The sequence below is a fragment of the Antricoccus suffuscus genome (assembly GCF_003003235.1).
Lineage (GTDB): Bacteria > Actinomycetota > Actinomycetes > Mycobacteriales > Antricoccaceae > Antricoccus > Antricoccus suffuscus.
The window spans coordinates 79,191-103,169 of record NZ_PVUE01000004.1 but is presented as its reverse complement, the minus strand read 5'-3'; the positions used below and the strand labels follow the sequence as shown (position 1 = coordinate 103,169).

Annotated in this window: 20 protein-coding genes; 5 read left to right on the top strand and 15 right to left on the bottom strand. The window is 64.6% G+C overall.

The genetic code is table 11. The features are described from left to right. Window positions 1-20 precede the first annotated feature (20 nt). The gene (locus CLV47_RS06895) at window positions 21-416 is read right to left on the bottom strand and encodes a DUF952 domain-containing protein (RefSeq protein WP_238145267.1); all 396 of its coding nucleotides are present in this window, start codon (window positions 414-416) and stop codon (window positions 21-23) included. Between the two features lie 73 nt (window positions 417-489). Between CLV47_RS06895 and CLV47_RS06890 the strand changes: the two genes are divergently transcribed. Further along, window positions 490-954 carry an SRPBCC family protein gene (locus CLV47_RS06890; protein WP_106348416.1) on the top strand — a complete coding sequence of 155 codons (465 nt, stop codon included), beginning with the start codon at window positions 490-492 and terminating at the stop codon, window positions 952-954. A 46-nt stretch (window positions 955-1,000) separates the two neighbouring features. Here the strand turns inward: CLV47_RS06890 and CLV47_RS06885 are convergent, their stop codons facing one another. After that, window positions 1,001-2,029, bottom strand: coding sequence for a hypothetical protein (locus CLV47_RS06885; RefSeq protein ID WP_106348286.1), 1,029 nt, complete (start codon window positions 2,027-2,029; stop codon window positions 1,001-1,003). A 125-nt stretch (window positions 2,030-2,154) separates the two neighbouring features. Continuing rightward, window positions 2,155-3,060, bottom strand: coding sequence for a ribokinase (locus CLV47_RS06880; protein WP_106348415.1), 906 nt, complete (start codon window positions 3,058-3,060; stop codon window positions 2,155-2,157). 290 nt (window positions 3,061-3,350) lie between these two features. Here CLV47_RS06880 and CLV47_RS06875 point away from each other — a divergent pair, with 290 nt between their 5' ends. From CLV47_RS06875 to CLV47_RS06860, 4 genes are all read left to right on the top strand, one after another. Then, on the top strand, window positions 3,351-4,304 hold the full coding sequence (locus CLV47_RS06875) for an ABC transporter ATP-binding protein (RefSeq protein WP_106348285.1): 954 nt from the start codon (window positions 3,351-3,353) through the stop codon (window positions 4,302-4,304). Between the two features lie 5 nt (window positions 4,305-4,309). Beyond that, complete coding sequence (locus CLV47_RS06870) at window positions 4,310-5,116, top strand: ABC transporter permease (RefSeq protein ID WP_238145274.1); 807 nt, start codon at window positions 4,310-4,312, stop codon at window positions 5,114-5,116. 131 nt (window positions 5,117-5,247) lie between these two features. Further along, window positions 5,248-6,486, top strand: a complete 1,239-nt coding sequence (locus CLV47_RS06865) for a sensor histidine kinase (RefSeq protein WP_106348283.1) — start codon at window positions 5,248-5,250, stop codon at window positions 6,484-6,486. Then, complete coding sequence (locus CLV47_RS06860) at window positions 6,483-7,106, top strand: response regulator transcription factor (RefSeq protein WP_238145265.1); 624 nt, start codon at window positions 6,483-6,485, stop codon at window positions 7,104-7,106. Before CLV47_RS06865 ends, CLV47_RS06860 begins: the two co-directional genes overlap by 4 nt. 13 nt (window positions 7,107-7,119) lie before the next feature. On the opposite strand, the gene CLV47_RS06855 is transcribed toward CLV47_RS06860, so the two are convergent. The 12 genes from CLV47_RS06855 to CLV47_RS06800 form a co-directional block, all read right to left on the bottom strand. Beyond that, window positions 7,120-8,190 (bottom strand): hemolysin family protein, encoded by a 1,071-nt coding sequence (locus tag CLV47_RS06855; RefSeq protein ID WP_106348282.1) that lies wholly within the window; start codon window positions 8,188-8,190, stop codon window positions 7,120-7,122. Next, a complete protein-coding gene (locus tag CLV47_RS06850) occupies window positions 8,187-9,614 on the bottom strand; it encodes a hemolysin family protein (protein ID WP_106348281.1) in 1,428 nt (475 codons plus the stop codon). Before CLV47_RS06850 ends, CLV47_RS06855 begins: the two co-directional genes overlap by 4 nt. A gap of 432 nt (window positions 9,615-10,046) precedes the next feature. Beyond that, a complete protein-coding gene (locus CLV47_RS06845; protein WP_106348280.1) occupies window positions 10,047-11,657 on the bottom strand; it encodes an MFS transporter in 1,611 nt (536 codons plus the stop codon). Window positions 11,658-11,776: 119 nt separating this feature from the next. After that, window positions 11,777-13,363, bottom strand: coding sequence for an MDR family MFS transporter (locus CLV47_RS06840; RefSeq protein WP_106348413.1), 1,587 nt, complete (start codon window positions 13,361-13,363; stop codon window positions 11,777-11,779). A 159-nt stretch (window positions 13,364-13,522) separates the two neighbouring features. Continuing rightward, on the bottom strand, window positions 13,523-14,266 hold the full coding sequence (narI, locus tag CLV47_RS06835) for a respiratory nitrate reductase subunit gamma (RefSeq protein WP_106348279.1): 744 nt from the start codon (window positions 14,264-14,266) through the stop codon (window positions 13,523-13,525). Continuing rightward, window positions 14,266-14,922 (bottom strand): nitrate reductase molybdenum cofactor assembly chaperone, encoded by a 657-nt coding sequence (narJ, locus tag CLV47_RS06830; protein WP_106348278.1) that lies wholly within the window; start codon window positions 14,920-14,922, stop codon window positions 14,266-14,268. The genes narI and narJ overlap by 1 nt, the downstream gene beginning before the upstream one ends. Continuing rightward, window positions 14,919-16,568, bottom strand: coding sequence for a nitrate reductase subunit beta (gene narH / locus CLV47_RS06825; RefSeq protein ID WP_106348277.1), 1,650 nt, complete (start codon window positions 16,566-16,568; stop codon window positions 14,919-14,921). The genes narJ and narH overlap by 4 nt, the downstream gene beginning before the upstream one ends. Next, window positions 16,568-20,272 (bottom strand): nitrate reductase subunit alpha, encoded by a 3,705-nt coding sequence (locus CLV47_RS06820; protein WP_106348276.1) that lies wholly within the window; start codon window positions 20,270-20,272, stop codon window positions 16,568-16,570. Before CLV47_RS06820 ends, narH begins: the two co-directional genes overlap by 1 nt. A gap of 163 nt (window positions 20,273-20,435) precedes the next feature. Then, a complete protein-coding gene (locus CLV47_RS06815; protein WP_106348275.1) occupies window positions 20,436-20,891 on the bottom strand; it encodes a nitroreductase family deazaflavin-dependent oxidoreductase in 456 nt (151 codons plus the stop codon). Between the two features lie 45 nt (window positions 20,892-20,936). Beyond that, window positions 20,937-21,323, bottom strand: coding sequence for a YchJ family protein (locus tag CLV47_RS06810; protein WP_106348274.1), 387 nt, complete (start codon window positions 21,321-21,323; stop codon window positions 20,937-20,939). Between the two features lie 17 nt (window positions 21,324-21,340). Continuing rightward, a complete protein-coding gene (locus tag CLV47_RS06805; RefSeq protein ID WP_106348273.1) occupies window positions 21,341-23,011 on the bottom strand; it encodes a class I adenylate-forming enzyme family protein in 1,671 nt (556 codons plus the stop codon). Window positions 23,012-23,068: 57 nt separating this feature from the next. Then, window positions 23,069-23,833: a citryl-CoA lyase gene (locus CLV47_RS06800; RefSeq protein WP_106348272.1), complete on the bottom strand. Its 765-nt coding sequence runs from the start codon at window positions 23,831-23,833 to the stop codon at window positions 23,069-23,071. Window positions 23,834-23,979: the final 146 nt, after the last annotated feature.

The window sequence follows — 23,979 nt, the reverse complement described above, 5'->3', positions numbered from 1 at the left end:
TAGCGCATCGAACCTTCCAGCTAAAGGTCGACGTGGAAGGTGCCTGATTCGTCAAATCGCGCCGGCCGCACGCGTACGACGGCGGCCGGCGGGATCGGACCATAAATATGCGGGAAGCGCTCGGCGGTGCCGGGCGCTTCTTCTATGCGTAGCTCCGCTTGCGCGGCGGCAAGCTTGTCGAGGTCGATCTCGAGTACGACGAGTTCCTCGGGGTCATCGGCATAAAACCGCTCCGCGACACCGGCGAGCTGATCTACGAAAGCGCAGTGGGTGAACCCCTCTTCCTGCAGCGTCACCCCGCGCGTCGAGGTCTCGTAATGGCCGGCTTCCCACTCAGACCGATGCGCCAGGTGAAAGATCTTCCGCTCGACGGGCACTTGCGGGACGTCACACGCCCCGGTCGGTATTGGCGCCACTTCGAATGACCTCCTGAGAACGATGCGCAAGATAGAAGAAGACCGTACGCCGTCGAGGGGCTACGTTGACGACATGACTACTGAATCGATTAGCGCACGTCGTACTGTCAACGCCCCTGCCGACCGGATCTTCGCGATCTTGGCCGACCCGGCAAGGCATCAGGACATCGAGCCGACCGACTGGGTCCGCGATGCCGTCGACTCTCAGCCGCTCACTGCAGTCGGCGACGTCTTCGCGATGAACATGTTCCACGTGGGACAAGGCGGCGACTATCGCATGCACAACAAGGTCACCGTCTTCGACCGTGATTCCGCGATTGCCTGGGAGCCCGGCCAGGCGAGCAAGTCCGGCACCGTCAACTACGGCGGGTGGGAGTGGCGTTACGACCTCAAGCCGACGGATGAAGGCACCGACGTAACCCTGAATTACGACTGGTCCGGCGCCAGCAAGGAAGTTCGGGCGGTCGTCCCGTTCCCCGCCGTCAATGAGGACTACCTCGGGAAATCGTTGGCTGGGCTAGCCGCACTCGCCGAGTGAATTCCGGTCGTCGGGCGTTCGCTCGACGACCGGAATTCTCTAGAGGCTACTTCGTTGAGGTGGCCGGAGGTGCTGCGTCGGTCGGGCTGGCCGGCGTAGTCGCGCCGGCTTCCGGCTTCGAGTTGCCGGTCGGCGCGGCTGGCTGGTTTGGCGTCGTTGTGGTCGTCGGCGGCGTCGATTCGGTGCTCGTCGGCGGCGTCGAGGTCGATGGCGTGCTCGGCGTCGTACTGTCGCTCGGGCTCGCCGACTGGCCCACAGACGGCGACGTCGAGGTGCCGTCCTGCGGAGCGGTGGTCGAGGTTGATGGAGTCTGGTTGTGGGTGTCCGACGGTTGGGCGGGAGTCGACGGCGGAGTCGTCTTGCCCTCGACGACCTGCTGCAACGATGTCCGATTGCCGCCCGAGATCGACTCGCCGGACGCGAGCTCGTAGCCGGTAATTCCGACCAGCGCAACCACAAAGATCGCACCAGCGCCGATGAGGATCGGGCGTAGGCGTAGCCGACGCAATTTGTCTTCGGGTACGTCGACCAGCAACTCTTCGATCTGGTCAGGCTCGTTGGGCGAGACGCCGGAATCGTGTGCGGTCACGTCGTCCCGGTGAGGTTGACGGTTGCTTGTACCCCGAGAATCCGGGATCTGTGTCGCCAGTTCCGCCGTACTGGACGCGGCGCCGGCTTGGCGCTCGATAACCCGACCGTCGGCTCCACGGCGGCGTACTTTGCCGACGATCGCGGTAGGTAGGGAATCCAACGCAATGTCCGTGGGCCGCTGACCGTCGAGCCGTTTGACGCGCACCACTTCCACCGCCGCCTTCGCCGCGGCGCGGGTATGTCGCAATGAAGTCGTATAGAGCGACGCGGCGACCGCCGAGATCACGCTGATGACCGCAGCGCCAATGATCGTGCCCGCAACGCCGAGCTGGGAGCCTAACGCCGCCGCGGTAGCCGCTGCGAGCGAACCGCCAATGACCTGGGTGAGCGAAAGGTCGAACTTCTTGGCGGGTTTTGGCTCTTTCGACTCCGGAACGGATTCATCCGGGTCGGAAGAGGACGGACGGGCGTGGTCTGAGTTCATATCTCCGTTTGGGCAGACTTCTAGCTTTGATCACAATTGGCTAACGTTTATCCCAACGGTTCTGACGACCGAAACATGCCCGTCTGACGCCGACGTAAGACACATCACGACCGGCCGCGGAATTGTTACCCAGGGTAGTAGTGGCGCAGTGCCTCGTCGATACGAGCACGGTCGGGAATCGCGTCGACCGCACCGCGCTCTTGTACGGCCAGCGCGGCCGCCGCGCTGGCAAACCGCAACCGTTCCACCGCGGGCAGACCCTCGACGGTGGCCGCGGCATACGCACCGGAAAACGTGTCGCCGGCACCGGTCGTGTCGACCGCGGTGACGTGCGGTGCGTTGATCCGCACTGGCTCTGTGCCGCGGGTAGCGAGCAGCGAGCCGGCCGCACCGAGCGTGATCAGAACGCCTGGCACCGACCCGAGGATCACCGTCGCGACCTCTTCGGGCGTACCCTGCGTGCCGGCGCTCAGCGCGGCCTCGTGCTCGTTGACGATCAGCAGGTCGAGGTTTTCGAGCAGGTCGGCGGGCAGTTCGGCGTACGGCGCGGCGTTGAGCATGACCTGCACGCCTGCTGCACGGGCGATCGAGGCCGCCGCGGTCACCGTTTCGATTGGCACCTCGAACTGCATGAGAAGCACGTCGGCCCGCCGGATGATGTCGGCCTCGGCCTCGGTCAAGTCGGTGTAGCCGGCGTTGGCGCCCCCGATGACGACGATCGCGTTTTCGCCCTGCGCATCGACCATGACGTACGCCGTACCGCTCGACCCGTCGGTGCGGCGTACCGCTGACACATCGGCCCCGGCGCCGGCCAGTCCGTCGAGGAGCATCCGGCCCGCGTCGTCGTTGCCGACCGCGCCGAGGAAGGTCGTCGGCGCCCCGGACCTAGCCACCGCGACCGCCTGGTTAGCGCCTTTGCCACCGCAGCCGCGGCTGATCGTGTCGGTCAATACCGTTTCGCCGGGTGACGGGATCCGCTGTAAAGCGATCACGACGTCGAGATTGGCACTGCCTAGTACGACGACGCTCACGACATACTCCCAGGGTCGGCTGCTGTTGGCGGTGACGCTACCGAAACGCCCCCGCGCCACCGCACCCGGAGACCTCGGCACGGACGGGCGGACATTCGTGACGGACGGGCGGACATTCGTGACGGACGGGCGGACATTCGTGACGGACGGGCGGACATTCGTGACGGACGGGCGGACATTCGTAGCGGACGGGCGGGCTGACAAATGTCACTAGCGACCCGTGTCGGCGTACCGGAAATCCCTGACGGACCGCACTACCTGCAACGGCCCGCGCCCAGCAGGCTTGAGTCATGACAACAACACCAAGCGTCGAAGTCAACGAACTGCGTCGAAGCTACGGCGGCGACGGCGGTTATGAGGCCGTCCGAGGCGTGTCGTTCGAGGTACGCCGCGGCGAGTTGTTCGCGCTGCTGGGCACGAACGGCGCGGGCAAAACCTCGACTCTCGAGGTCGTCGAGGGACTGTCACGCCCGACCGGCGGCACCGTGCGGGTACTCGGCAAGGACCCGTACGCCGACCGCTCCGCCGTACGGCCCGATATCGGCATCATGCTGCAATCAGGCGGACTTCCGGGCGACCTGACCGCGCTGGAGACCGCTCGCATGTGGGCCGACAGCCTGGTCCGGGCCCGGCCGCCGCAGGAGGCGCTCGAGATGGTCGGGCTGGCGCATCGCGCCTCCGTGGCCGTCAAGGCGCTGTCCGGCGGTGAACGTCGCCGGCTCGATCTCGCGCTCTCGCTCACCGGGTGGCCGAAGGTGCTCTTCCTAGACGAGCCGACCACGGGGTTAGACCCGCAGAGTCGCCACGCGACGTGGGCGCTGATCGACAACCTCGTCAAAGAGGGCTGCGCCATCGTGCTGACCACGCACTACCTCGAGGAGGCGCAGAGCCTGGCCGACCACCTCGCGATCATGCACGAAGGTCGGATCGTCGCGGCCGGTACGCCGGAACAGATCGCCGCGGCGTACCCCTCGACCATCGCGTTCGAGTTGCCGCAGGGTCTGCGCTCGACCGACCTGCCCGCCGTAAACGGGGAGCGCACCGTCGATGGCTCCCGACTGACCCTGCGCACCGGCACACTGCAGCGTGACCTCACGATTCTCATGAAGTGGGCCGAAGAACGGTCCCTCACTCTCACCGATCTGCAGGCGCGGTCTGCGTCGTTGGAGGAGGCGTTCCTCGCGATCGCCGGATCCACCGGCCCCGCTGCCTCGCAAACCCTCCCGGAAGGAGTCGCAGCGTGACCACCATGACGACGACCCGACGGCAGCAAGACCGAAGCTCGCTGACCCGCACGATGGCGCTGGCCAAGGCCGAAACCCTGCTGCTGATGCGTAATCGAACCGCGGTCGCCAACTCGATCGCCCTGCCATTGCTTATGGTCGGCGCGCTGTTTGCCGTCGGCGCGTTCAAGTCCGCGACGAGCACCGCCACGGCTGCGGTGTCGGCGTTGGCGGTGATGGCGCTGTGTTTCGTCACCTACTACAACCTCGTGACGACGTACGTCGCCCGCCGCGAGGACCTCGTGTTGAAACGGTTGCGGACCGGCCAGGTCGGTGACGTCGGCATCCTGACCGCCGTAGCGGCACCCAGCATCGTGGTCACGCTGGTCCAGGTGCTCGTGGGGACGGCGGCCTTGCTGGCTATCGGCCAGGACCTATCGATGTCGAACCCGCTGCTGCCGCTGATCGGACTTCTGCTCGGCACGGTCGCGTTCGTCGTACTCGCCGCGGCCAGTACGACGTTCACCAAGACCGCCGAGACCGCGCAGATCACCACGATGCCGATGATCATGATCAGCATGGCGCTGTCCGGGATGTTCTTCCCGCTCAGCGTGCTGCCCGACGTACTGGCAGAGATCGCTCGCCTCCTACCGGCAAGCGCGGTCGTCGAGCTGTTCAATCTCGGCGTAGCCGGCGTGGACCGCTCCGGCAACGTGATCGGTGTGGGTGCGGGCATGACTCAGGCTCTGGTGCCGGTCGCCGTACTGGTGGCGTGGACCATCATCGGGGTAGTGACGTGCAGTGCACGGTTTCGCTGGGAGCCTCGCAGCTAATCGCGCACAATCGGTTAGGTCCGGCAAAGTGGTCGTTATCGCGACCACTTTGCCGGACGTTAGGCGGTCGACCACGACCATCAGGCACGATGTAACAGCGGACCAAGAGAGCCTCAATACGAAGGAGATCTGTGGCGGGCGTCAGACAGTGGTGGCTGGGACACAGCAACCCCGAACGGTTCGAGATCTACACCGTGTGGAGCCTCTATTTCATCCTGCTGATCGAACCGTTCCTCTGCCTCGGCCTGGTCGGGCGCGTGGCTCCCGGCCGGATGAACGCGTACGGCGTGTACGGCGTGGGCACCCTCGTACACGCATTCCTGTGCATCCTCGTATTGCGCGCGAGCTTTGAGCACGTCAAGTCGAAACGACCAGTCAACCGATACCTGCTAGTCGGACTGGCGGCGATAACCCTCGCTATGGTCGTGCTCGCGTGGTTTACCTTCGACTGGTTCGTCGCGGACGATATAGGTGGCCGGATGTGGGGGTCGCTCATTCCCGTCGCATTCGCGCTGGGAGCCGCGTGCCCTCTGCTCGCGCGTCGCCAGCTGTGGTTCGGCGCGCTCGCCGTACCCGTCGTCTTCGCGGCGGCGGCCGTGATCGGCGGGCCCGAGCGGCTCGGCGTCGTCGCCGTCGTGATCTCGTCCGGCGCGGTCATCCTGGGCGCCATCTTCACCGTCCGGATGTCGATTGCGATGGTCGGCCTCGTGTGGGAAATCGACCGATCCAAACATGCTGGCGCTGCGCTGGCTGTTGCCGAAGAACGACTGCGCTTCTCCCGCGATTTACACGACGTGCTGGGGCGCAACCTGTCGGTCATCTCGGTGAAAAGTCAGCTCGCCGCGGAGTTTGCGAGCCGGGGCCGTCCGGAGGCGAGCGACGAGATGCAGGAAGTACGCCGGATCGCCGACGACTCGCTGCGCGAGGTCCGCGAGGTGGTCCGCGGCTACCGAAAGAGTCATCTCGACACCGAACTCACCGGGGCGCAGGCGATCTTGCGTGCGGCCGGGATCGACTGCACGGTGGACGGTTCGGCCGGCGACCTGCCCGTACAGGCGCACGATGCGCTCGGCTGGGTTGTCCGCGAAGCGGTCACCAACGTGATCCGACACAGTGCCGCCGGCACATGCGCGATCACACTGATTCGACGGTCCGAGCCGGACGAGATTGCGCTTGTCGTGTGGAACGACGGCGCGCGGCAGTCGGGCCCGGCCGTGTCCGGTAGTGGACTGGCCGGATTGTCCGAGAGGCTCGGATCTGTGGGCGGCACACTAGAGTCTGCGCAGCCTGCTCCTGGCGAGTTCAGGCTCACCGCGACGATTCCGGCCAAGGCCTGGCTGCCGCGTGTCAATACGGATGTGAAGTCGTGAGCGACAATTCAGCCGACGCGATTCGGGTCCTCCTCGCCGACGACGAAACCCTCATCCGCGACGCACTGCGTGCGCTACTCAACCTCGAGGGCGATATCGACGTCGTTGCGGTCGCCGGCAGTGGTGAAGAAGTCCTCGAGATGACCGATCTGGCGGTTGATGTCGTCGTATTGGATCTGCAGATGCCCGGCATCGACGGGATCGAGACGGCCGAGCGGCTGCAGTCGACGTACCCGGATATCGCCACGATGATCGTCACGGGGCACGGCCGCCCGGGCTATCTACGCCGAGCGCTGGCCGCCGGGGTGCGAGGGTTCCTGCCCAAGACTGTGTCGGCGACGGTGCTGGCCTCCGTCGTACGTACCGTCCACGAGGGCGGGCGGTACGTCGATCCGGAGCTCGCCGCGGAGGCGATCAGCGCTGGTGACAGTCCGTTGACGCCCCGCGAGGCCGACGTACTCGAGCTGTCCGGAGCCGGTGCGCCGATCGAGGAGGTCGCTCAACGCGCACACCTGTCGCCCGGCACCGTGCGCAACTACCTGTCCTCGGCCATGGGCAAGCTCGACGCGACCAACCGACATGAAGCGGTGCAGATCGCCCGCCGCCACGGCTGGATCTAGGACCGGCGAGTCGCTAGCGCGGATCGGCCGGCGTACGAACGATCGGACGGATCCGGCGGCTGTCATCACGCACCTCACCGACCAGCTCTTCGAGCACGTCCTCAAGCGCGACGATACCCAGCGCCTCACCGTGGGCGCCGCGCACAAGCGCCAGGTGCGCACGCGCGCGCTGCATCTCGGTGAGCACCGTGCGCAGCGAGTTGGTCAGCAGGACCTCAGGGAGCGGGCGTACGACGTCCGGCCGAATCGGCTGCATCCGCTCTGCCGGATCCATCGTCAGCACGTCCTTGATGTGGATATACCCGATCGGCTTGAGGTTCGGACCGGTGATCGGGAAACGCGAGAATCCGTGCGCACACGCGTCTTCGGCCTGCGCCGGAGTCACGGTCTGCGGCAGCATCCGCATCTTCGACATCGGAATCAGCACCTTGCTGACGTCGTAGTCCTCGAACTGCAAAGCACCAAGCAGCAGCCGTTCGTCGTTGGACTCGAGCATCCCTCCGGTGCGGGACTCGCCGACGAGCGACGCGACCTCATTTCGAGTGAAGGTGCTGGTCACCTCGTCCTTCGGCTGCACCCGCAGCGTACGCAAGCCAAGGTTGGCGATCTTGTTGAGCAGCCAGATGATCGGATACAAGATCGCGACGATGACCATCAAAACCGGGGCGAGGACGTACGCCGACCGCTCCGGCCCGGCGAGCGCAATATTCTTCGGCACCATCTCGCCGATGACGACGTGCAGGTAGGTGACGATCGCGATCGCGATGACGAATGCGATCGGATGCTGCGCACTGTCCGGTACGCCGAGCGCGCGGAACGGTCCCTCGAGGAGGCTGGCGATGACCGGTTCGCTGATCGAACCGAGTGCGAGCGAGCAGATGGTGATGCCTAGCTGCGCCCCGGCCATGGCGATGGAGACGTGCTCGATCGCGTAGAGCGTGATCTTGGCGATCCGTGAACCGCCCTGTGCCTTCGGTTCGACGCGGGTACGGCGCGCCGAGATCAGCGCAAACTCGGCCGCCACGAAAAAGGCGTTGGTGAGCAGCAGGACGATGGTGAGGATGATTCCGGCGTACCAGCTCACGACCGGTCACCGCCCTCGTCGTCCGAGTCCGAGTCCCTGTCCTTGGCCGAGGCCGAGTCCGAGTGGTCGTCCGCGTCATCCTCTTCGGGCAGCTCTTCCATGCTGATGCGGACCGAGTCGACCCGATGATCGTCGATCTCCAGGACCTCGAAGTTCGCGAGCATCGGGTGGCCGTCTTCTCTACTCGGTGCCTCGATGGTCACGACGTCGCCGACCTCCGGGAACCGACCGAGCTCGACCGTGATGAGCCCGCCGAGGGTTTCGTAGTCGTCGTCCTCAGGGATCTCCAGGCCGATCAGCTCGGACGCCTCGTCCGGTCGCAGCAGGCCCGGCGCGATCCATCGTCCGTCGATGTCGAGCGTCGCGGCGTCTTCCTCGTCATCGTGCTCGTCGCGCACTTCACCGACCAGTTCCTCGATGAGGTCCTCGAGCGTGACCAGGCCCGCGATGCTGCCGAACTCGTCGATCAGCACCGCCATCTGCAGGCCGCCTTCGCGCAGCTGATCCATCAGATCGTCGAGCTCGAGGGTGTCCGGTACGACGACCGGTTCGCTGAGAATCGACCCGACGAGCGTCGTACGCCGCTGGTCATAGGGCACGCCGAGGGCGCGTCGCAGGTGACCGACGCCGACCACCCGGTCGGTTGTTTCGTCGAGCTCGGCGATCACCGGGAACCTTGAGAAGCCGGTCTCGTGGGCCAGCTCGATCAGGTTGTGGACGGTGTCATCGGGGTCGAGCACCGTCATCTGGGGCCGCGCGGTCATCACGTCATGGGCGCGGTGCTCGCCGAGGACCAGTGAACGCTCGAGCAGGTCGGCGGTCTCTTCGGCCAGCGTGCCCTGGTTCGCGGAGTGCCGCACGAGCGCGCCAAGCTCTTCGGGGGAGCGGGCCGAGGCAAGCTCTTCCTGAGGCTCGATGCCGACCAGCCGCAGGATCTTGTTCGCCGTACCGTTGAACAGCCTGATCACGTGCGCGGTGGACTTGGTGAATCGGCGCTGGAACCCTTGTACGGCGCGGGCCACCTCCCGTGGCTTCGCCAGCGCGAGGTTCTTGGGGATCAACTCCCCAAAGATCATCGTCACAGCGGTGGCCACGACCATCGCGATGGTTACGCTGACCGAAGTGACCACGGAGTCGGTCATGCCGAATGATCTCAGCGGCCCGCGGAGCAGTTCGGACAGCGACGGCTCGGCCAGGAAGCCGATCGCGAGGTTGGTGATCGTAATGCCCAACTGCGCACCGGAAAGTTGCGTGGACAGCGACTTCAGCGCTTTTTGGACGCCCTTAGCCCGCTTATCACCGGATGCTGCCTCATGCTCGACACTGGCACGGTTGACCGTGACGAACGCGAACTCCGCCGCCACGAACGCGCCACAGACGGCGACCAGGACCATCGCGATAAACAGCAGGACGAGTTCGATCATCACTGCACGGTTTCGGTACGCCGACGACCCGCTCTAGGTCTACAACTATCGCCGCCTGGGTCGGAACCGCTGGGCATGATCTCCATCCTGGTTGGCCACGGTCGGTGGCAAATACTGGTATCGCAGCATGAGAACTGCGTAACCGCTCCCTGTGGAAACGTTGAGACCCATTAAACCGTTCCAGCACGGCGTTGGGGAGGGCCAGCATAAAGATCACGTCACAAACGATCGATCCGTCACCTTCGACGCGCCACCCGCCACGACAATCCGTCGTCGGCCCGCCCGACATTCGTGACGGACCGCCGGACATTCGTGACGGACGGCCCGACATTCGTGACGGACCGCCGGACATTCGTGACGGACCGCCCGGCATTCGTGACGGACGGCCCGACATTCGTGACGGACGGCCGGACATTCGTGACGGATCGTGGGTTAGTGGTTGGACAGCGTCGGCTCGCCCAGTACGGCCGCCTCAGCGTCGTCGGCAACGTCGTCGTACTTGCGCACGGTGAGCCGCAGCGGGACTTCCTTGATCATGATGACCGCGACGAGGCTGACCAAAGCGACGATCCCGGCAACGAGGAAGATCCGCCCGGTGGCATCGCCGTACGACGCCCGCACTACCTCGACGACCGGAGCGGGCAGGTGCTTGAGGTCGAGCACGCTGACGCCCGCACCGCCCGACTGACTCATGTCAATCCCGAGCGCGCCGAGCCCGGAGGCGATCTTGCTGCCGACCTGGTTGGCCAAGATGGCGCCGAGGACCGATACGCCGATCGCGCCGCCCAGCGACCGGAAGAAGGCGACCGCGCCGCTGGCCGCACCAACGTTGGTGACGTCGACGGTGTTTTGTACGGCGAGCACGAGGTTCTGCATCAGCATGCCCATGCCGAGGCCGAGGATCAGCAAGAAGAGGCATACGTGCCACACCGGCGTGGTGTGGCTGATCGTGGAGAGCAGGCCGAGGCTCGCGATGAGCATGATGCTGCCGGCGACGATGTAGCGCTTCCATTTGCCGATCCGGCTGATGAGGGCGCCCGAGCCGGCCGATCCTACGAGGGAACCGAGCATCATCGGAATCATCAGCAGACCGGCCGCGGTCGGCGTGTAGCCCTGCGCGACCTGGAAGTACTGGCCGATGAACACCGAACTGCCGAACATCGCGATGCCGACCGAGACGCTCGCGATGATCGCGAGCATCGTCGTACGGTCGCGCAGGACGAACGGCGGAACTAGTGGTTCGGAGTGACGACGCTCGATCATGACCGCGATTATCGTTGCGACAATCGTGCCGCCGACAAACATGGCGCTCGGCCAAGAGACCCAGTCAAAGCTCGATCCGGCGAACGATACCCACATGAGCGGCAGGCTCGCGGCGATCGCGATGAACAATGCACCCCAGTAGTCGATCTTGACGTCGCGCTTAATGGTCTCGATCTTGAGGAAACGCTGCAGTACGCCGAGGCTGATCAGTGCAAGTGGCACGCAGACGAAGAACGTCCAACGCCAGCCGAGTGCCGGCGCGTCGACGATGACGCCGCCGAGCAACGGTCCACTGATGGTGGCGACGGCCATCGTTGCGCCCATGTAGCCGCTGTAGCGGCCGCGGTCGCGCGGCGGAATGATCGAGCCGATGATCGACTGGGCCAACGCGGTCAACCCGCCCATACCCAGGCCCTGCAGGCCGCGGCAGGCCAGCAACTGGCCGACGTCTTGGGAGAATCCGGCGAGCACGGAACCTGCGACGAAGACGAGAATGGCGATCTGTACGAGCGTCTTCTTGTTGACCAGATCCGACAGCTTCGCCCAGATCGGGGTCGAGACGGTCATGGTCAGCAGGGAGATCGTGACGACCCAGGTGTACTCGGTCTGGCTTCCGTCGAGATCACCAATGATCGTCGGCAGCGCGTTCGAGACGATGGTCGAGCTAATGATGGCGGTAAACAAGGCCGCAAGAAGCCCGAAGAGCACCTCGAGGATCTGACGATGCGTGAGTCCGTCGGAGGCCGCCTGTGGACGGGTTCCAGTCGTGGAGCTAGGCATGGACGCCTTTCGATTTGAAGACTCGTTACTTGCGGTACGCAACTTTACAACCGATTGCTTGGCACACGCAACTAGTTGTGTGATACGTCATTTACACCCGTGACGTGGGTGTGCGCTCCTTAAACGGTCGGGGCGGGCGGTTCGTCGTACTTGCGAACCGTCAGGCGTAGCGCCACCTCTTTGATGCACGAGACCGCGATCAGGCTGACCGCCGCGATCCCGGCCGCGACCAGGAAGATATGCGCGGTGGCATCGGCGTACGCCGTCTGCACGAGATTGAGCACCGGCGCCGGCAGATTGGCAGCATCACGAAGGCTGTCGCTGGAACCGCTGCCCGGGTCGATCCCGAGCGCGGGAAGACCGGCCGCAATGTGGCTGCTCACCTGGCTGGCCAGGATCGCGCCCAGTACCGACACGCCGATCGCGCCGCCGAGCGTCCGGAAGAACGCGACCGCTCCACTGGCCGCGCCCACCTGTGTGACGTCCACGGTGTTTTGGACCGCCAGCACGAGGTTCTGCTGCATCATGCCCATTCCGAGGCCCATCATCATCATGCCGACGGCGACGTGCCAGTACGGCGTCGTACGGCCGGAGAATCCGAGCACGGCGAGCCCCGCGGTCAGCAGTACCGCACCGATGACCAGATATCGCTTCCACCGACCGAACCTGGTAATCAAGTTGCCCGCGCCGATCGAGCCGAGAAGCGACCCTGCCATCATCGGTATCAGCATGATCCCGGCCTGGGTGGGCGAGTGGCCCTGCGCGGTCTGGAAGAACTGGGTCAGAAAGACCGACATGCCAAACATTGCGCAGCCCACGGCGAGCCCGGCAATCGTGGCGAGCAACGTCGTACGCTCGCGCATTACCTTCGGCGGCACGAGCGGCTCCGGATGCCAGTGCTCGACCCACACGGCGAGTACGACGGCGATCGCCGTAGCTGCAAGGAACGCCGCGGACGGCCAGGACACCCAGCCGAAGTCATCGCCGGCCAGCGATACCCAGATCAGCGGCAAGGTCGAGGCCACGGCAACCAGAATGCCGCCGAGATAGTCGATCTTGATCGGCCGCTTGATGGTCTCAATGCGCAGATGACGCTGCAGGATGACCAGGCTGATGAGCGCGAGCGGTACGCAAACGTAGAAGCACCACCGCCAGCCGAGCGCGTCGGCATCGACAATGACGCCACCGATCAGCGGTCCACTCACCATTGCCAGCGCACCGGTCGCGCCCATGTAGCCGCTGTAACGGCCGCGGTCGCGCGGCGAGACGATTGATCCGATGATCGACTGAGACAGCGCCGTCAGCCCGCCCATCCCGATGCCTTGGATTGCGCGACATGAGAGCAACTGACCCATGCTCTGCGACATGCCCGCGAGGATCGAGCCGGCCACGAAGATGACGATCGCGATCTGGACGAGGACCTTCTTGTTGAACAGATCGGAGAGCTTGCCCCAAATCGCCGTCGAGACCGTCATCGCCAGCAAGGACGCGGTGACCACCCAGGTGTACTGGGTCTGACTTCCCTTGAGTTCGCCGACGATGGTGGGTAGCGCGTTAGCGACGATCGTCGAGCTTGAGATGCAAGTAAAAAGGGCCGCCAGAAGGCCGACCATGACCTCGAGGATCTCGCGGTGGGTCCGCGTGTACTCCGGCTCGTCGGTCGAGGCCGAGGTCGAACTCGACTCGGCGGTTCTCGGAGTCGCCATGGACGTCCCTTCTGGCAGGATCACATCCCCATTGGACTGTTACTTGTAGTCAACAACGTTATGGCCCGGCGGTCCAGTTTTGCAACCGCGTTCTAATTTGGCCTCCCGGCCCGGAGACAGACCCCGTACGGCCGTCCGGATGGGTCCTCGTTGAGGGCACTATCGACGACGCGGGATGGTGTCGACCTTGTCCCAGCCGCGCCGTCGCGCTCGTGAGCCCTCATGCTCGTCGCGGCTGCGATACAGCACGTATGGACGGAAAACGTAGCCCAGCGGGGCGGTAAATACGTGCACGAGACGGGTGAAGGGCCATAGCGCAAACAGCGCAATGGCGAGTACGCCGTGGATCTGGAAGCTCAGCGGAGCATGGACCATCAGTTCCGGTTGCGGGTTGAAGTAGAAGATGCTTCGGAACCAGACCGAAACGCCTTCGCGGTAGTTGTAGGTCCCGCCCACGCCGGTGCCCGTGTTGACCAGCCCGGTCAAGATCACTGCGGCAAGCATGAGATACATGAGCTTGTCCATCTTGGTCGTCGCGCCCAGCACGGCTTTGGTGAAGCGACGCCGGTAGAGCAGTCCGATGAGGCCGACGATGGTGAACACGCCCGCGATGATGCCGACCGAGATAGCCATGAAGTGGTAGATACCCTCGGAGATTCCGACCGCGTCGGTCCAACTCTGAGGGATGCCCAACCCCATCACATGGCCCAAGAACACCGCCAGGATTCCAAAGTGGAACATCGGATTCGCCCAGCGCAGGATCCGGCTCTCATACATCTGGCTGGACCTGGATGTCCAGCCGAACTTGTCGTACCTGTAGCGCCAGACATGACCGAGAACAAAGATGGTGAGACAGATGTAGGGGAAGATCAGCCACAGGAACACATCGCGGAAGTTGTCCATCACACGCCTCCGGGCATGGGTAGCAAATCAGGAGTGCCGTACGGATTGAGGCCCACTTGCTCGTCTTCGGGCCCGTCGGCGGCGAGCCGTTGAATCGCTTCGTAGTCCGTGCCCTTCAGCGCGGGCAGCGTGGCACACACCGCCTCAAGCGCTCCGCGCCACGGTGATTCGATCTCTATCAGGTGAAGACGGAGTAGTTCGAGGCCGGCGCGGTTGTCCAAGATGATCTTGAGTCCGGCCTGAAGATCGGTGGTAGCTGCAAACTCGAGTACGACGCACAAGTGATCGGGCAGCTGATCATCGGTGAGAATCAAGCCGGCCTTCGTGTAGACCTGCTTGATGCGCAGCAGCGCCAAGCCACGTTTTCTGGTCTCGCCGTTCGAGAAGTACGTCAGAAATAGGCACCCTCGTCGCCGCGTGTCGAATGTGTCGACGTAATCACTTTGCAAGTCGTACAGCGACTGACGACGAAGGTGACCGATCGTCGTCTGCAGACCCGCGCCGATTTTAGCCGGCAAGCTGGCCGTGACCTCGGTGAGAAACTCCAGCCGGGCCAGCAGCTGCTCGTCCGGGTAGTCCATCAGAATCGACGCGGACTGCCACGCGCGGATCAACTCGTCCGCCGAGAATTTCAGGGACGAGACCTTCGGGATCATGGCTGGTCCTCAGTAGCGGCCGACGAGTCGTGCGGGTGAGGAAACAGTCCATCGGGCGTGCCCTGGCCGTCCCAGTTCAGCAGGTTGATCCGTACCCCTTCGGGACGCCCTGGGCCGTCAAACGAGCCGATGCCCGGGTCGGCACCCATGTTGGGATCCGCGCCGAAGGACGCGTCGAAGCCACCCATGCCGGGCCCTCCGTCGACGTTGAGGGAACACTCGGTGGCGATGTTTTCCAGCTTGTGCGCGTCCTCGTAGTGAGCAGGCGGAATCACGTACCGCTCCTCGTACTTGGCGATCGCAAGGAGCCGGTACATATCCCGGATTTCTTGGCCGGTCATGCCCACCGACTCGGCGATCGACTCGTCGGTCTCCCACCCCATGTTGATGTCACGCATGTAGGAGCGCATTGCGGCGAGTTTGCGCAGCACCCGATCGACCGGCGCGGTGTCTCCCGCGGTAAACAATCCGGCCAGGTAGTCAATCGGGATCCGCAGTTTGTCAATGGCCGCGAAAAGGTTATCCCGTCGCTCCGCGTCCTCACCGGTCTCGCTTACGGCGTCCACCACGGGCGACAGTGGCGGTATGTACCAGACCATCGGCATCGTGCGGTATTCCGGATGCAGCGGCAGCGCAACCTTGTACTCGTTGATCAGCGCCCAGATCGGCGAGTGCACGGCGGCCTCGATCCAGTCGTCCGGGATGCCTGCGAGCTGCGCCTCTCGGATTACCTCCGGATCTTTCGGGTCCAAGAAGACGCCGCGCTGCGCTTCGTACAGTCCATGTTCGTCCTTGGTCGACGCCGCCTCCAGCACCTTATCGGCGTCGTACAACATCAGGCCGAGGTAACGCAATCGCCCGACGCACGTCTCGGAGCAGATCGTGGGCTGACCGACCTCGATACGCGGATAGCAGAAGGTGCACTTTTCGACCTTGCCGGTCTTGTGGTTGAAGTACATCTTCTTGTAGGGGCATCCGCTCACGCACTGACGCCAACCGCGGCAGCGGTCCTGGTCGACCAGCACGATTCCGTCCTCTTCGCGCTTATATATCGCGCCGGTCGGGCAGGACGACACACACGACGGGTTGAGACAGTGCTCGCAGATCCGCGGCAGGTAGAACATGAAGGCCTGCTCGTACTCGAACTTGACCTTGTCGCCGACCTTTTGGAGGATCGGGTCGTTGTGTCCGTGCTCGACGGAGCCGGCGAGATCGTCGTCCCAGTTGGACGACCAGGTGACTTTTGTGTCCTCGCCGGTGAGCAGCGATTTCGGCCGGGCTACCGGCATGTGGTCCTGAGCCGGCGCCGTGGTGAGATTCTCGTAGTCGTAGGTCCACGGCTCGTAGTAGTCGTTGATGCCGGGCAGGTTGGGGTTGGCGAAGATCGTCGCCAGGTTCTTCAGCCGCCCTCCGGCCTTCAGCTTCAGCCGGCCACGCTTGTTAAGCGTCCAGCCGCCCTTCCACTTCTCCTGGTCTTCGTAGGTGCGTGGGTATCCCTGACCTGGCCGGGTCTCCACGTTGTTGAACCAGACGTGTTCGGCGCCGGACCGGTTGGTCCAGACCTGTTTGCAGGTGACCGAGCACGTGTGGCACCCGATGCACTTGTCGAGGTTCATCACCATCGCCATCTGCGCCATGACCCGCATTAGTACGTCACCTCTTGGCTGCGGCGACGGATCACGGTGACCTCGTCGCGTTGGTTGCCGGTGGGGCCCATGTAGTTGAACGCGTAGGTCAACTGGGCGTAGCCACCGATCATGTGGGTGGGTTTGATCATCAACCGGGTGAGCGAGTTGTGGTTACCCCCTCGCTCGCCGGACGTCTCGGACAGCGGCATGTCGATGAGCCGGTCCTGAGAGTGGTACATGTAAACCGTGCCTTCGGGCATCCGATGGGAGACGATGGCCCGGGCGTTGACTACACCGTTGCGGTTGACCGCCTCGATCCACTCGTTGTCCTTCACGCCGATCTTCTGCGCGTCCTGAGGGCTTATCCAGATCCCCGGCCCGCCGCGAAACAGCGACAACATCAGCAAGTTGTCTTGGTACTCCGAATGAATCGACCATTTGTGGTGCGGCGTGAGGTAACGGACCGACACACCCTTGCTGGGGGTAGCACCGATCTCGGGCTCGTCGAAGAGCGCGGTCATGTCCAATGGCGGGCGGAAGGTCGGTAACCCTTCGCCAAGCTCAGTGATCCAGTCGTGATCCAGGTAAAAATGTTGGCGCCCGGTGAGCGTGTGCCACGGCTTGAGCCGCTCCACGTTGATCGTGAACGGCGAGTAGCGCCGCCCCCCGCTCTCGGATCCGGACCATTCAGGCGAGGTGATCACCGGCACCGGCCCGCGTTGGGTCTCGGCAAACGTGACCCGTTTGCCCTCGTGTTCGGAGGCAAGATCGTGCAAGAGCGTTCCGGTTCGCTTCTCCAAGGTCTTGAAGCCCTGGGTCGCCAGATGCCCGTTCGTCGTGCCGGACAAGGTCAAGACCATCTCGCAGGCCTGAACGGCGTCCAGAATGTCGGGCCGCCCGTCCGCGAAACCCCCGCGTACGACGCCGTTCTTCGCCTTGAGGTCCCCGATCTCACGGGTCAGGTCGAACGTGACTCCCTTGGTGGTCGCGCCGAGCGTGTCCATGAGCGGACCGACGGCGCGCATCATGTCGCCGACGGCGGTGTAGTCCCGTTCGACTTCGATGAGCTTCGGCATCGTGACGCCGGGCTCGGGCTCGCAGTCGCCGTACTTCCAGTCCCGCACCCTGCCGTGTGGTGAAGCCATCGCGTCTGGCGTGTCATGGGTCAGCGGCGCCGCGACCACATCTGTCTGTTTACCGAGGTGGCGCTCGGCAAGTTTGCTGAAAACGCGGGAGATCTGCTGCCAGGCATCCCAGTCGGTGCGTGACTGCCAGGGCGGCGAGATCGCCGGGTTGAACGAGTTGACGAACGGGTGCATGTCGGTCGTGGACAGGTCGTGCTTCTCGTACCACGTCGCGGCCGGCAGCACGATATCCGACAAGAGCGTGGAGCTAGTCATCCGAAAGTCGAGGGTTGTCAGCAGGTCAAGTTTGCCGATCGGCGCGTGGTCGTGCCATGTCACCTCGTTCGGGCGGAATCGTTCGGCGGTTTCCTTCGCGCTGATTGTGTGCGATGCGCCGAGTAGGTGGTTCAGGAAGTACTCGTTACCCTTTGCCGAGGAACCGAACAAGTTGGACCGCCACAGTGACAGCACGCGCGGGAAGTTCTCGGGCGCGTCGGGGTCTTCGGCGGCGAACTTCAATCGCCCGGCCTTCAACTCCTCCACTATGTAGTCCTTGGTCGACTTGCCTTCTTGACGGGCCTGCGCGGTAATCACCAGTGGGTTGCGGTCGAAGGTCGGGTACGACGGCATCCATCCCAAACGCGCGGACTGGGCGATCACGTCGGCCGTGGTCTTGCCGGCGAGCTGGCCCTTGCCGGTCTGGGCGGTCAAGGTGTCGGCGCCGAACTGGTCATAGCGAAACTGGTCCGTGTGCAGGTACCAGTACGCCGTCTGCACCATATTGCGCGGCGGCCGGACCCAGTCCAAGGCGTTGGCCAGCTGGGTGTAGCCGGTCAGCGGGCGGACTTTTTCCTGCCCGACGTAGTGCGCCCAGCCGCCACCGTTGACACCCTGGCAGCCGGTGATCGTCGTCATCGTCAGGAATGTCCGGTAGATCGTGTCGGAGTGGAACCAGTGGTTGGTGCCCGCCCCCATCAGGATCATCGAACGGCCCTTGGAGTCTTCGGCGTTCTGGGCGAATTCGCGACCGATGCGTTCGGCGGCTTCGGCGGAGACACCGGTGATCCGCTCCTGCCACGCCGGCGTGTATAGGGACTCGGCGTCGTCGTACCCCGCCGGCCACTCACCCGGAAGGCCCGGCCTCCCAACGCCGTACTGCGCCAGCATCAGGTCGAACACGGTGGTCACCAGCCGCCCGGCCACCCGCCGCACCGGGACACCGCGGCGAATGACGCCGACCTCGCCCTGCCCGATGTCGAACCGCGGCATGTCGATCGGCACGTTGTCGTCTGCGTCGTCGATCAGGGACAGCCGAGGATCGACCTCGCCCAGGTCCAGGTTCCACTTGCCCTCCCCGGTTTCGCCGTACCGGTGACCGAGCGTGCCCGGTGGTACGACGAGCCGGTTCGTGACCGAGTCAATCAGCACGGTTTTGAACGCCGCGTTTTCCTGTTCGGGGGCAACCTCGTCGGTGAGGTCCTCGGCGGTCAGGAACTTGCCCGCTGTATAGACCGTCTCGCCGGCGGTGTCCGTTGTCTCGTCAAGGGTGACCAAGAACGGCAGGTCGGTGTATTTTTTGACGTAGCCGGTGAAGTACGGCGTCTGGCGATCGACGTAGAACTCTTTGAGGATCACGTGACCCATCGACATCGCCAGGGCACCGTCCGTGCCGGGCTCGGCCGGCAGCCACTCGTCGGCGAACTTGGTGGCGTCGGCGAAGTCCGGTGACACGACGACGACCTTTTGACCGCGGTAGCGGGCCTCGGTCATCCAGTGCGCATCCGGGGTACGAGTCACCGGGACGTTGGACCCCCACATCATCAGGTAGCTCGCGTCCCACCAGTCACCGGACTCGGGTACGTCGGTCTGGTCACCGAACATCTGCGGGGAGGCGACCGGCATGTCGGCGTACCAGTCGTAGAAGCTCAACATCGACCCGCCGATGAGATTGACGAAGCGCGCTCCGGAAGCGTGCGAGATCATCGACATCGCCGGGATAGGGGAGAATCCGGCCACCCGGTCGGGTCCCCATTTGCGGATGGTGTGGACGTGCGCCGCCGCGACGATCTCGATGGCCTCGTCCCAGGTCGCGCGCACAAGGCCACCCTTGCCGCGGGCGCGTTTGTAGCGCGCCGCGCGTATGGGGTCTTCGGTCACGTCGGCCCACGCGAGGACGGGGTCCTTCAAGCGGGTCTTCGCTTCGCGATACATCTCGAGCAAGACGCCGCGTATGTAGGGATACCGGGTGCGAGTGGGTGAGTAGGTATACCAGGAGAAGGAGGCTCCACGCGGACAGCCCCGGGGTTCGTATTCGGGTTTGTCGGGACCGGTGGTGGGATAGTCGACGGCCTGCGTCTCCCAGGTGATGATGCCGTCTTTGACGTAGACGTTCCAGGAGCACGAGCCGGTGCAGTTGACACCATGGGTCGATCGGACAACTTTTTCGTGACTCCAGCGATCCCGGTAGAAGGCATCACCGGAGCGCCCACCGACCTTGAGCAAGGTACGGCCGTCCGGCGACACCGGCTGGTTCTTGGTGAAGAATCGTCGGGTCCTGATCAAGGCATCTGTCAGTCCACTGTTAATGGTTCTGCTCATGAGCTACCCCTTCAGATTTGCACCGCACGCAAGCAGGACTCGGACAATTGAGTCCGTGATTCGCTCGTGGTTCTACAATCCGTCGTAATAGTTGCACATCGCGAGCAGTAGGTCGATAGCCCCGACGGAATCAACTACCCGCAACCGAGGGGGAGGTTCGCAGTTACGGCTGCAACTCGAGCCGGACCATCGGCAGCGTGGTGACCGGTCGCCCGGTGGCGGACTCGATCGTCGACATCAGTGCGGACCAGGTCCGCGGACGATCCCGCTGGTAGCGCTGCAATGTGGCGGCTACTTCGTCGTCAGTGAGCGGTACGGCGCGCGCCGGGGTGCTCATGCCAAACCCGACCGACACTCCGACCCGGGGATGGGCGAGGACGTTGCGATACCACTGCGCTTGGGTGCCAAATCCGGATGCGACCACATAACTGAGCGGTGACGGCTGCTCGACGACCTCGAGTACGACGTACCGGCGCGCCCCGGATTTGCGGCCGATGTGCTGGAGCATGAGCATGCGATGACCGAGCAGGAACCCGAGTCCCGTTCGGTAGAGGTAGATAGGTGCGCGCACGAAACCCCTGGTGCGTAGTGCTTTCGCGCCAATATCGACAAGTCTCACGTGCGCCTCCGCTCGCCTCGCATATCGCTCACGCTACCCGCCCAGCTATCCGTCGAGTACGCCGTCGACGTACATCCACCGGCCCGCGCGTCGGGTGAAACTGCTGCGCTCGCGGATGACGTCCGCTCCGATCTGCGCCACGAACTCGACCACCCCCGACTCGTCACCCGGCCGGCCGCCCGACGTCGCCACGATCTCGAGGTGGTACGCCGCCGCGTCGAGATCGACATCGATCTGCGGCGGCCGGGCCCGCGGATGCCACGTGCGCATGAGGTAGTCCCCGTCGCCGACGACGTACGCGCTGAACCGTGAACGCATCAGTTCCGCGGCGGTTTCGGCCTGTCGTTCCCCGCGGTGAAGCTGGCCGCAACATGCGTCGTACGGCGCACCCGAGCCGCATGGACAGACCGGAACCACGCCGAAAACACTCATCGGAGCACGGTACCCGGCTAGGACGTCACGGCACTTTGGGCCAGGCGGTACTTCTGTACCTTTCCGGTCGCGGTCGTCGGCAGATCCGCCGCCGCGACGATGGTGATCATGCGCGGGATCTTGAACGCCGCCAGGTGCGTGCGACAGTGTCGGCGCAGAACTTCCGGGTCCAGTACGGCGTCGCCGTCAGGCACCACCCATGCGGCGCCAACCTCGCCCATCCGCTCATCCGGGACGCCAGCGACGTACGCCTGACCGACACCGGGGAAGCGGTTGATCACATCCTCGACCTCCTTCGGCGCCACCAACTCGCCGCCGCACTTGTAGAGCTCGCGGGCGCGGCCGGTCAGCCGCAAATAGCCGTCCGCGCCGACGGATCCGAGGTCTCCGGTACGCAGCCAACCGTCCTCGATCATGCCCGCCGTACGTTCGGGATCTGCGTGATACGCCCGCGTCACGATGGGGCCGCGCACGCTCAGCTCACCCTCGGCACCGTCGGGCAGTGGTTCGCCGGTGAACGGGTCGACCGTGCGGTACTGCGCGAGCCGGCCGTCGTACCCTTCGGTTGCGGCGGCGCCGCCGAGCTTGCAGGCGCCGACCGTCTCGGATACGACCTCGAGCGCGTCGCCGGGCATGGTCAGCGCGGTCGCCGCAGACACCTCGGTCTGCCCGTAACCGGTGTAGACGGTGCGCGGAGCGAGCTCGCGCTGGACCCGTTCCCACAGCCAGACCGGTGCCGGCGCGGCTGCGGAGAACACCGACTCCAGACTGGACAGATCGTAGGCACGCTGGGCAGCCTCCTCGACGACTCCGACGGTCATCGTCGGCACGAACAGCACCTCGTTGACGTGCTCGCGCGCCACCGCTTCGAGCAGCGTGCGTGGGTTGAACACTTGGCGTGGAACGACCGCGCCACCGACGAACATGGCCGCGAGCAGGCCCTCGACGTACCCGAACACGTGGTACATCGGCAGCGCGAAGCAGATCCGCCAGCCGTCCGCGAACCCGCGATGGTAGGCCGAACCGTAGGCGCTGCGCAGCACCATGTCGTGAGTGAGCATCGCCGCGAGCGGATGGCCACTGGTGCCCGAGGTGAACACGATGTCGCAGATCGAATCCGGGTCGGTTTCTGGTGGCGTGATGTCGGTTCCGCGGGCCGCCACGTCGGTGAGACTCAAGGCGCCGTCGCGGCCGCCGCCCACGACTACGACGTACTCCAGCGTGGGAAGTGTCGCGCCGCCGCCGGCGGTTTCCCAGCCGGGCGCTATGGCATCGAGCGCGTCGAGGAAGTCGGTGGCCATCGAGTGCCCGATCGTGACCAGCACCTTGGCCTCGGAGTGCGCGAGCGCGGCCTGCAGCTCCTCGGCTTTGTACTGGAAGTTGAGCGGTACGGCGACCGCGCCAGCCCGTGCCACCGCGATCTTGACCGGCACGAACTCGGCCCGATTGTCGATCAAGATCGCGACCCGGTCGCCCCGTCGTACGCCGAGGTCCGCTAGCCCACCGGCAATCCGCTGCGACTGCGCCGCCACCTCGGCGTACGTCTGGGTCGCCTCGTCGGTGATGACGAACGGCCGGTCACCGAACCTCTCGGCGACCATGTCGAATCGGCCGGACAATGTCGTCGATGTCCACGCGCCCCACCGGGTCTCGAGCGCCTGCCTGCGTTCCGCTATCAAGTCCCCCATGTGCCCGGTTATATACCCTGCATCAGCATTTGCCCAGCCCGGCGACGGCCGTATCGGTCAAGCCTGATAGTCGGTGTTGTCCTGAACGTGCATATACAGTTGCTGCGCGGTGCTGTCGCGGGTCCCGCGTGAGGCCTCCTCCGCGATGTGCCCCACGAGGCCGACCGCGCGCGCCGCAGTGACGATGGTGCGGACGGTCTGCCAGCCGAAACCGAGATCGCCGAGCAGGCCACCGAACGTTCCCGCACCGTTCAGGGTGATCGGCTTGCCGCGCCGCTTCTCGACCTCGGCGTGAACGGCGGTCAGCAATCGGCCGTACTGGCCCAGGACGCCCCACTGCTCGGCGAGTTCGTACCAGCGCACGGTCCGCGGGTCGACAGGCCGGTGGACTGGGTGTCCAAACCCGGGGAGCCGCTCGCCGGTTTCCTCGTACTTATCGGCGATCGCCGTCGCAATTTCCTCTAGCGACGCCTCGGGATGCGCGGCAAAACCATCCGCGAGCATCTTCGTCGTCAACTCCATCGCGCCGAGGTAGACCGACCCGGCGCCGAGCAGACCCGCGGCAACCGCGGCCTGCGTTGCCTCTGGGGCGCCGAGCCAGGTCAGCCGGGCGGCCAACGAACTCGGCGTGAAACCATGTTCGGCGACTCCCAGCATCAGCGCGTTGAGCATCTTCGACTCGCTCTCCTGCGGAAGCCTGTTCTGCGCACCGAGAAATATGAGGTCGGTGAGCGACGCTTTGCCGATCAACTCATTACACAGATCGTGCCCGTAGATGGTGATGGCGTCGGTCGATGAGGTGCCGACGTGAGTGGAGTACATGGTGAATTCCTCTTGCTAGTTCGATGGTTTCATGACAAAACTACCGCGCGCATTGCTCGGCACCGTGACCACATCGGCGGACCAAAAACCAGCGATAGAGCCCGTCCTGCGGGGGTGGTGTCGGGTGTGTCGACGAGCTGGCGGGT